This is a genomic window from Sulfurimonas sp. (assembly GCF_023229025.1).
In the GTDB taxonomy this organism is placed as follows: domain Bacteria; phylum Campylobacterota; class Campylobacteria; order Campylobacterales; family Sulfurimonadaceae; genus Sulfurimonas.
Map to the genome: position 1 here is coordinate 1 of NZ_JALOAA010000054.1, position 10,036 is coordinate 10,036.

At 38.8% G+C, this 10,036-nt stretch carries 9 protein-coding genes and 1 pseudogene; 3 read left to right on the plus strand and 7 right to left on the minus strand.

All coding sequences use genetic code 11. From position 1 onward, the window contains the following. Window positions 1-273: pseudogene (locus M0Q20_RS10175) on the plus strand (RND family transporter); the annotation flags it as partial. Here M0Q20_RS10175 and M0Q20_RS10180 read toward each other — a convergent pair. Genes M0Q20_RS10180 through M0Q20_RS10195 form a run of 4 tightly spaced genes read right to left on the minus strand, consistent with a single transcriptional unit; the run spans window position 259 to window position 3,476 of the window. Beyond that, entirely contained in the window at window positions 259-1,083 is an 825-nt protein-coding gene (locus M0Q20_RS10180) for an alpha/beta fold hydrolase (protein WP_295061498.1), read from the minus strand. The pseudogene M0Q20_RS10175 and the gene M0Q20_RS10180 sit on opposite strands and share 15 nt — an antisense overlap. A gap of 1 nt (window position 1,084) precedes the next feature. Then, a complete protein-coding gene (locus M0Q20_RS10185; RefSeq protein ID WP_295061501.1) occupies window positions 1,085-1,510 on the minus strand; it encodes a hydrogenase maturation protease in 426 nt (141 codons plus the stop codon). After that, window positions 1,510-2,934, minus strand: coding sequence for a Ni/Fe hydrogenase subunit alpha (locus tag M0Q20_RS10190; RefSeq protein ID WP_295061503.1), 1,425 nt, complete (start codon window positions 2,932-2,934; stop codon window positions 1,510-1,512). The genes M0Q20_RS10185 and M0Q20_RS10190 overlap by 1 nt, the downstream gene beginning before the upstream one ends. Continuing rightward, window positions 2,931-3,476 carry a hypothetical protein gene (locus tag M0Q20_RS10195; protein ID WP_295061506.1) on the minus strand — a complete coding sequence of 182 codons (546 nt, stop codon included), beginning with the start codon at window positions 3,474-3,476 and terminating at the stop codon, window positions 2,931-2,933. The genes M0Q20_RS10190 and M0Q20_RS10195 overlap by 4 nt, the downstream gene beginning before the upstream one ends. 206 nt (window positions 3,477-3,682) lie before the next feature. On the opposite strand from M0Q20_RS10195, the gene M0Q20_RS10200 reads away from it, so the two are divergent. Then, a complete protein-coding gene (locus tag M0Q20_RS10200) occupies window positions 3,683-4,687 on the plus strand; it encodes a lipid A deacylase LpxR family protein (protein WP_295061509.1) in 1,005 nt (334 codons plus the stop codon). Window positions 4,688-4,703: 16 nt separating this feature from the next. Here M0Q20_RS10200 and M0Q20_RS10205 read toward each other — a convergent pair whose 3' ends face one another. The 3 genes from M0Q20_RS10205 to M0Q20_RS10215 are packed head-to-tail and all read right to left on the minus strand — an operon-like array spanning window position 4,704 to window position 7,238. Next, the gene (locus tag M0Q20_RS10205; protein ID WP_295061512.1) at window positions 4,704-5,417 is read right to left on the minus strand and encodes a 2Fe-2S iron-sulfur cluster-binding protein; all 714 of its coding nucleotides are present in this window, start codon (window positions 5,415-5,417) and stop codon (window positions 4,704-4,706) included. After that, window positions 5,410-6,768, minus strand: coding sequence for an NADH-quinone oxidoreductase subunit F (locus tag M0Q20_RS10210; protein ID WP_295061515.1), 1,359 nt, complete (start codon window positions 6,766-6,768; stop codon window positions 5,410-5,412). The genes M0Q20_RS10205 and M0Q20_RS10210 overlap by 8 nt, the downstream gene beginning before the upstream one ends. Beyond that, window positions 6,765-7,238 carry an NAD(P)H-dependent oxidoreductase subunit E gene (locus M0Q20_RS10215; protein ID WP_295061518.1) on the minus strand — a complete coding sequence of 158 codons (474 nt, stop codon included), beginning with the start codon at window positions 7,236-7,238 and terminating at the stop codon, window positions 6,765-6,767. The genes M0Q20_RS10210 and M0Q20_RS10215 overlap by 4 nt, the downstream gene beginning before the upstream one ends. A 91-nt stretch (window positions 7,239-7,329) precedes the next feature. Here M0Q20_RS10215 and M0Q20_RS10220 point away from each other — a divergent pair. Then, window positions 7,330-10,036, plus strand: a 2,707-nt coding sequence (locus M0Q20_RS10220; protein WP_295061521.1) for a cation-transporting P-type ATPase, incomplete at its 3' end; no start/stop codon positions are given.

Here is a 10,036-nt window from a genome sequence, read left to right on the forward strand (position 1 = left end):
GCAGTAGATGATACTATACACTATATTTATAGATACTCTCTGCTTTACAGGCAGACAAACGAGGCAGAGATGTCTATGTGTGAGTCACATGCCAGCATTGGAACGGCGATGTTTTATACATCTACTATTATAATGGTAGGTTTTTCTATCTTAGTGCTCTCAAACTTCCTTCCTACCATCTATTTTGGGCTTTTGACAACGATTGCTATGTTTATGGCGATTATTGCAGACCTCTTGCTGCTTCCTGTTTTGCTTCTGTTATTTGGTATCTAAAAACTCTAAAATAGTACTCATTCGCTTATAATGAATCTCTAAATCTCTATCGGCGAATGGATGTTCATACTCCTCTGCGTCCAATGTTTTAGCACCTCTCTCTTGGGCACTCTCTCTTAGGGGGGAGGTCATACTTTTTGGAAGGACTGAATCTTTTTGTGCGGTGATTAGAAAAATTTTATCTGCATCTTTGGGAAGATTTTGTAACGGGTCTATGGATTTTGGACATCCAAACGGGGAGAGAAAACTCGGAGCAGAATCTATAACAGCCGCATCATACTCCAAGCCTGAGCCTATGATATTGAGCATAACGGCACCGCCAAGCGAGATGCCGTAAAGCAGTTTTTTCTTATATGTTTTATTTAGCGTCTTGGCTATCTCTTCGTAGTCCTCTATTATCGCTTTTATGCGTCTAGCTCCTTCCGAGTTTGCATAGCCTCTGTAATCATAGACGTAAACATCATACCCCTTTAGCGAGAAACTCTTTAGCATAACAATCATCTGATCTGATACCATAGTGTTTCCCATGGCGACCAAAATATAACCTTTTGGGGAGGTTTTTGCGTAGCCGTTATTTGAGAGATATCTGTAGCCTCGAAGCGTTTTGCCATCAGACGTTTTGTATTGACTCGGCTCTATAAAAGGGATGTTTGCGACTATGCTACTGTTTGGTTTTTGCGTCATTGAGCTCCACACCCAAAATACAAACGGTTCAAAAAAAGTACCGCATAAAGCCTCCTCCCTATCTTCGGCATAAATGTTTGTAAGAAAAAAGAGGAGCAGAAGCAGTCTTAAAATCACTCTTTTCATACTACTGCCTATCAACCGAAATGATATGTTCTGCCGTCATTGAGACTCTCTCTTTGTAGCGTCTGTTATCGGTTATTCTCTCAAAGCTGTTACTCATCATTGAGTAGATATAAAAGTCGGGGAGTCTGGCATATAGACTTTTTAACATGTAGATAATTGTTTTTGGCGATATGTGGTGGCTAAGGTTCAAACCGCTATGCCGGCTTAAAGAACAAGCTAGAGCATAAGGATTTTTTTCATCAAGGCAGGTGTCAATAAAGATTATCTCATCAGCTTCTTGAAGCTCTAAAACCATCTCTGGTGTGAGTTGATGTGCAGAGATTAGTTTTGTATCTTTTAGGGAGAGTTTTTGCAACTCTTTTATAACATCAAGTCCGAAGGCATCTTCGCCTCTTAACTCATTTCCATAGCCTATGATTGCTCTCATCAGTTTCTATCAATCACTTGAATTACTTTTTTATTATGGTCTCGTACCTCTATTTTTGAAGAGACGATTCCTAATGCATGAGTAGAGCAACTTAGACATGGGTCAAAACATCTTATTACCGCCTCAACTCTGTTTAGTGCACCGTCGGTTATATTTTTGGCATCTATAAACTTTTGAGCTACCTGTTTTACTCCTGCATTCATGGCAAGGTTATTGTTTCCGGTTGCGATGATGAGGTTTACTGCCGTTATGACGCCATCTTTTGTTACATGATACTCATGAAAAAGAGTTCCTCTTGGCGCCTCCGAACACCCTACGCCTTTTGTTTTAGTGATTTTAGAATTTGTTTTTACATTATCACTCATCGTCTCATCACTCTTTAAAAGCTCCTCTATTTTCTCAATGCTATAAATCATCTCGATTAGCCTTGCATAGTGGTAGTAAAATGAGTTAAGCACTGGTTTTGCATCATTAAGAGCTTTGAATTTTTTAAGCTCCTCATCTGCCAAAGGAGTCCCGCATGTTTTAGCAATGTTTAACCTCGCAAGCGCTCCGACTCTATACATCCCTTCTGGATATCCTAAAGGTTTGTAATAGGGCGATTTTAAGTAGCTATCCTCTTCAACCGCTTCTCCTATAAAATCTTTGTAATCTCTAGGCTCAATATTGTCTTGTAAAATCTTTCCTTCGCTATCCATAAAACAGAGTTTTCCATCATAGTGCTCAAGAGTACCTTCTTCATTTGTCAGAGACATAAAAAGTGATGGAAATGCGGCAAAGGAGTCTATCTCCTCTTGGAATTTATGCATATTTGCTCTAAAAAACTCTAAAGCGCTTTGCGCTATTTTTAACATCTCAGGAATCTGCTCTAAAATCGCCTCTTTTTGAGGTGCTTCAATTTTATGCTCTACTCCTCCGGGAATAATGCCTGTAGGATGAATTCTTTTCCCTGCTAAATCTTGGATAATTTTTTGCCCAAATGCTCTTAGGTTTATGCCGTCTTTTGCCATTTGTGGGTGTGTCTGCATCATCTTAAAGATGTTTCTATCCTCTTTTGGTGCGTCAAAGCCATAGACAAAATCAGGGCTTGAGAGATGAAAAAAGTTTAGCGTATGGGATTGGAGTAGTTGAGCAAGGTTGACGATTTTTCTTATGTTAACTCCAGCTTGCGGCGGAGTAATGCCTAGTATCTCATCAATTGCTTTTGTGGAAGCCACTACATGACTCACAGGGCAGATGCCGCATGTTCTGGCTGTGAGAGCCGGCATTTCGGTGTAGAGTCTGCCTTCGCAAAACTTCTCAAAACCGCGATACTGTGTTACATGTATCTTAGCATCTTCTACTTTGCCGCTCTTATCAAGGTCTATTGTTATCTTTGCATGCCCTTCAATGCGTGTTACGGGGTCTATAATTATCTTTTTCATTTTCCAAACCTTGTAAGCTCATGTACATTTATCTCTCTGCCCTCTATAAGCGCTTTTAACATCTCATAAATTGCGTCTGCCGGGGTAGGGCAACCGGGAAGAAAGTAGTCAACTTTTATAGCCTCATGCAGAGGTATGACTCTCTCAAGCAGTTTTGGTACTGTTTTGGATGGATACTCTTTGTTTAAATCAGCAAGCTCAAAATACCCTCTTTGCAAAACTGCTTCTTTGCCGTAGAGATTTTTCATAGCAGATATATTTCCAGTTATTGCACAATCCCCAAGTGCCAAGATAAGCTTAGAGTTTTTTCTTATCTTTTTTATCATCTCTAAGTCATGGTCTGTACTTAAAGCTCCTTCGACTATAGTTAAGTCAACACCCTCTGGAAACTCTTTGGCATCAACATAAGGACTATAGACGACATCAACAAATTCGGCTATCTCAACAAGCTTCTCATCCATATCTAAAATCGACATGTGACATCCGGAACAGCCATCAAGCCAAATAGTAGCTAGACGTATTTTTTTTAGAGAATCATTCATCTGTTTTACCTCTATTATAAAGAGAATAGTATAACAAATTTATTAGTAGTTTAAATTTATACATTGAGTAATCGAAAAAGTGGCTCTATTTTTACTCCTCTTATTATTAATCAAGCAGCTAGCGGTTAAACTTATCAATGAAATTGCAAAGGGGTATTGTTAATGTTTATTAAAATAGAGACAAATAAACTAGACAAGTTATTTAAATGATGCAAAGATTAAAATTGGTGCTGCTGTTTTTCTCTTTGACACTTAATGCCGATCAGGTATCATTCTCATTTTATAATGATGTTTTTGCCGGAACAGACAGACATTTTACAAATGGAATCAGTTTTAGTTGGCTGGATGACACATATAGGGCTTCACATAACGATAACAATAAATCAAGTTCATATAGTAATTTTACCGGCAAAATAGTTGAGACTCTCCCCTTCATTTCTCCAGATAGAGTTAAAAATTATAATGCAGGAATAAGCATAAGCCAAATAATGATCACCCCAAAGGATATCTCTGTAACAACACCGCAATATAACGATCTACCTTATGTTGGTCATTTGGTTTTATCTTTTTTTATGTTTGAATGGGATGAAAAAAGTTTTACTGAATATAGGATAGAGAGTGGCGTTGTTGGAAAAGAGTCGGGAACAAAATTTGTACAAAATATTGCTCATAAGTTTGTTAGTGATACTGAAACGAAAGGCTGGGATACACAACTAGGAACAAAATACACTATAAATACACTTTTTAGATTTGGAGAAATAAGTTGGGAGAAAAATAATATAAATTGGTTAAGTATGGATTGGTTTAATCATTTTGGAGTTCAAGCCGGTAATTTTATGATTGATGCATTTGGAGGCACCATGTTTAGAATAGGTGATAATTATGCCAGAAGTTTCAACCTCCACTATCCATATTTAAAAGAAGAAGCTTCGCTGTTACGCTTAGATAAGAAACATGAAGATGATTTGGGATGGTCTCTAAGCATAGGAGCAAACGGATCATTAATGGCATATTCATACATTTTAGATGAAGCTAAAAAGGAGGGGTATGCAACTGATAAAAATATAATTAATATTTCACTTTACGCAGGAGCGGATCTTTATTATGATGTTCACAAGCTTACATTTTTCTATCAAACACAACCACATTACACTACTCAGCAAAAAAAGATTGATATATTCGGCGGCTTAGTATATTCATTTCAATTTTAATAAATTGTAGCTCTAATCAACTTTTGTTTTTAATCAGCTCAGTAATAATCTTTCGCTTTTTAATAACATCTTCTTCACTTATATCTTTTTCATAAAGTGCACCTGTAGGGCAGACATAGACGCATTTTCCACAACTTGTGCAGCTCGTTGAATCAGCCCAAGGCTCATCCATGTCATGAATAACTCTTGTGTTTAAACCTCTGCCAAAGAGATCAAGTGCATGTGCTCCCTCTATTTCGTCACAAACTCTAATGCACCTTGTACATAAAATACATCTGTTTGGGTCATTAACAAAGTTTTTATGTGAAGCGTCTATCTCAAATCTCTGATTTAGATAAGGAGTAGCGCTGTGCTCAAGTTCAAGCTCTACGGATTTGCTTTGAAGTTCACAATCTCCATTTACTACGCAGGTGCTACATGTGTGAGAACGCTCGCTAAACATCATGGAGAGTATCATCTCTCTTGCAGTTTTTATATAAGGCGAAGAAGTAGTCACCTCCATCCCCTCTTTTATCTTTGCGGTACAGGCTGGAATTGGCTCATGAGAACCTTTTATCTCAACTATGCACATTCTGCATGAGCCAACACAGCTAAGACCCTCCATGTAGCACATAGTCGGAATCTCAATGCCGTTGTCGTGCGCTACTTCAAGTATGGTCTGATTTGACTGTCCTGTTACACAGATACCGTCTATCTTAAAGCTTTTAACTCTTACTTTTTCTCTAATCATTACATACTCCTGCTAGGTACTCATCTTCAAAGTATTTTATGGTGCTTAAAACAGGATTTGGGGCAGTCTGCCCAAGCCCGCAAAGGCTCGTGCTTTTTACAACCTCACACATCTCTTTTAAAAGAGTAAAATCCTCTTTAGTCGCCTTTTTGGCTATAAACTTGTCAAGCAGTTGTGTAAGCTGTGTTGTTCCTACTCTACATGGTGTACATTTCCCGCATGATTCGCTTGCACAAAAGTCCATAAAGTATCGTGCGATTTCTACCATATTAGAGCTATCATCCATTACTATAAGTCCGCCGCTTCCCATGATAGAGCCTACCTCTTTTAGTGACTCATAATCAACTTTTAAGTCTAAAAGATGTTCGGGGATGCATCCTCCACTAGGGCCGCCTGATTGGATGGCTTTAAACTTTTTGTCATCTTCAACTCCGCCGCCAATATCATAAACAAGCTCTCTTAAGGTTGTTCCCATCGGCACTTCAACTAGCCCGGTATTTTTTATACGTCCGGTTAGTGCAAAAACTTTTGTTCCGCTTGATTTTTCTGTACCTATGTTTCTAAACCATTCACCGCCGTTTTTAATAATAGGTGCTATATTTGCAAGTGTTTCAACATTATTTAAAACGGTAGGTCTTCCCCATAAACCGTTATCGCTTAGGTGCGGCGGTTTTTGTCTTGGATGTCCACGCCCTCCCTCTATGGAGGCTATAAGAGCAGTTCCCTCTCCACATACAAACGCACCAGCACCCAGTCTTATCTCAATGCTAAAACTAAATCCGCTCTGAGCGACGTTTTCTCCCAAAATCCCAAGCTTAGTCGCCTGCTTTATAGCTTTTGTTAATCTATCAACGGCTATGGGATACTCGGCTCTGACATAGATATAACCCTTGTCTGCGCCGCATGCATATCCCGCTATCGCCATTCCCTCTAAAACTCTGTGTGGGTCACTCTCCATAACGGCTCTATCCATAAAAGCACCCGGATCTCCCTCATCGCCGTTGCAGATGATGTACTTTTGCCAGCTTTTTACTTTTGAGACACTCTCCCATTTCAATCCTGTAGGATAACCTCCGCCGCCACGACCACGAAGTCCGCTTATCTTTATCTCTTCTATGACATCTTTTGAACTCATCTCATCTAAAGCCTTAAAAAGAGAGATGTACCCGCCGTGTGCTATATAATCCTCTATATCTTCAGGGTCGATTATCCCCTCGTTCTCAAGAACAATTCGCTTCTGTTTTGCATAAAAAGCAGAAGAGGTATCGAGAGTTTTCTCTTTTGGGTTGCTGTCGTTTTGCGCCTTTTTTATCTGGGCTAACTCTTGAAGCTCTTGTTTGGATGTAATCATTTTATACTCTCCTCAATGCCGCAGAGCGGATTTTCAAGTGAGACTTTTGCTTTTATCTCTTCATCAAAAACTATAACAGGAGCAAGCGAACAAGAGCCAAAGCATCTAGCAGTTAAAAGTGACAAAGCTTCGTCTGAAGTCGTCTCTCCTGCCTTTATGCCGTATCTTTGTTCAATTTTTTGAAGAATCTTCTCCGAGCCTTTTATATAACATGCAGTTCCCAAGCAGACGACTATATTGTGTCTGCCTTTTGGTTTTAATCTAAAGTAGTTGTAAAATGTGGCAACTCCGTAAACTTTGGAGTAGGAGAGTTTTAATCGTTTTGCAACGAATTTTAGAGTATCAACTCCCAAGTAGCCGAAAATCCCTTGAGTGCTGTGAAGAACCTCTATGAGGGAGTTCTTCTCGTAACCAAGCTTTTTCATAACTTTTTCAAGCTTGTTGTATCTGTCGTCGGTAGCTGTTGACATTCTAAACTCCCATTTAAAAGAGATTTTCCCTATTATAAGAAATAATTGATTAAAATAGTATAATCTTCAAAATAGAAGGGGTAAGTTTGTCATGCAGCACTTAATAGCAGATAATTGGCATAGTCTTGAGAGCGATAAAATTGTTGAACTATTTGAGAGTGATATCAGCGATGGATTAGGAGAGCTTAGCATCAAACATCGCAAAGAGTTTTTTGGCAAAAATGAGTTAAAAGAAAAAAAAGATGACTCAAAGTTCAAGAAATTCTTTATGCAGTTTCATAATGCCCTTATCTATATACTTTTAGGTGCATCCTTAGTTACAGGGCTTTTGCAGGAGTGGGTTGATAGCGGAGTAATATTTGCTGTTGTCATAATAAATGTAGTTGTTAGCTACATGCAAGAGATAAAAGCACAAGAAGCGATAGACTCACTCAAACAGATGATGCATACACAAGCCGTTGTTATAAGAGATGGAAAGAAGATTACCCTCTCTTCAGCTGAATTAGTTCCCGGAGATATAGTTTTACTAGAATCAGGCTCCAAAGTACCGGCTGATTTGAGACTCTTAGAGAGCAAAGATCTCAAAGTTGATGAGTCCATGCTTACAGGCGAGTCACTTGCGATGCAAAAAGATACATCTCTGTATCAGCAAAATATTACCCTCAACGACAGAAAAAACATGGCATACTCCGGTACATATGTAACATATGGAAGAGCAAAAGGCATTGTTGTGGCAACTGCTTCGCATACAGAACTTGGTAAGATTGCCCATCTAATAGATGAGACGACCTCAATGCAGACTCCTCTTACAAAAAAAATCTCATCATTTTCAAAAATTTTACTCTATGTTATCTTAGCTCTTGCAGTATTTACCTTTTTAATAGGGCTTTTAAGAGAGTACAGCGCAGTTGAGACATTTATGGCTTCGGTTGCTCTTGTAGTAGGAGCAATTCCAGAAGGTCTGCCTGCAGCTGTGACTATTACTCTTGCTATAGGAGTCAGTCGCATGGCAAAGAAAAATGCCATAATCAGAAAACTTCCGGCAGTTGAGACACTTGGAAGCGTGACGACTATATGCTCGGATAAAACAGGAACACTTACACAAAACAAGATGAGTGTTACAAACATATTTTGCGACGATAACTTATATGAAGTCTCCGGCAACGGTTATGAACCAAACGGTGATTTTTTTCAAAATGGGCAAAAATTAGACTCTTTAGATGATAATCTTATGGAGATTCTGCGAGCCGGCTACCTTTGTAATGAGTCATATCTTGTAGAAAAAGATGGGCAATATGTGATAAGTGGAGATCCGACGGAGGGTGCGTTAATTGTCAGTGCATTAAGGGGCGGATGTGATGAATATCTATTAAACAAAACTTTTCCAAGAGTTGATATTTTGCCTTTTGAGTCTGATAGACAATATATGGCTACACTAAACAGTGATGTGCAAAACAGTCAAAACACCATATATCTAAAAGGCTCTATAGAGCGAACTTTGGATATTTGTGATTTTGAGATTGCCGGTGCAAATAGGGTAGAGATTGACAAAGAAAAAATATTACTTCAAGCAGAGGAGTACGCAAGCAGAGGGTTAAGAGTTCTTGCATTTGCAAAGAAGCTCAGTAGTGGAGATAGAATTAGTGATAGAGAACTAGACAAAGGGTTTGTTTTTTTAGGGCTTCAAGCTATGATGGATCCGCCAAGACCAGAAGCTATTGAGGCTGTAAAAGAGTCAAAAGGTGCAGGCATAAATATCATAATGATTACAGGAGATCATGCACTTACGGCTTTTTCAATCGCAAAAATGATGTCTATAGTGGAGGCGGATGCAAAGTATGAGGAGTCCGTCTTAATAGGTAAAGAGCTCTTTAGTTTAACGGATGCCGAGCTAATTGAGAAGATAAAAACCGTTAAAGTCTTTGCAAGAGTTGAGCCTGAGCAGAAACTGCGAATTGTGGATGCTCTTCAAGCAGTCGGAGAGATAGTTGCGATGACCGGTGACGGCGTAAACGATGCTCCGGCACTAAAGCAAGCAGATATAGGCATAGCTATGGGGCTAGGCGGAACGGAAGTGGCAAAAGAGGCTGCCGACATGATACTAAGTGATGATAACTTTAGCTCAATAGCAAATGCCATTAAAGAGGGAAGAAATGTATTTGATAATCTAGTTAAGTTTATAACATGGACGCTTCCGACAAACTTTGGAGAGGGGCTTGTGATTTTAGTGACAATAATGTTAGGGCTCACTCTTCCGATACTGCCTGTACAGATTTTATGGATAAACATGTCAACCGCAATTTTGCTTGGGCTTATGCTTGTTTTTGAGCCTAGGGAAGAGAACATAATGCTTCGTCCTCCTAGAGACCCAAAAGAGCCGATTTTGACAAAAGCTATAGTTGTTCAGATGTTGGTGGTGGGTTTTTATATGTTAATTGCCTCTTATGCAATGTTTAATTATGCAATCTCTAGCGGATATAGCGTAGAGTATGCTAGAACCGTTGCAGTAAATATTTTTGTTTTTGTTGAACTATTTTATATTTTTTCATGTAAAGAGTTTGAAAAATCGGTTTTTAAAACTAATATTTTTAACAATAAGTTTATGCTAATTGGTGTAGCCCTTATGGCTCTGTCGCAGATTGCCTTTACGCATACACCTTTTATGAACACCGCTTTTAAGAGTGAAGCTCTAGATTTAACCACTTGGATGGAGATTTTAGCAATAGGCTTTGGTGTTTTGTTTGTCGTAGAAGCAAAAAGATTTGTTGAGAGCAAACTTACAAACAGAAGATATAAGT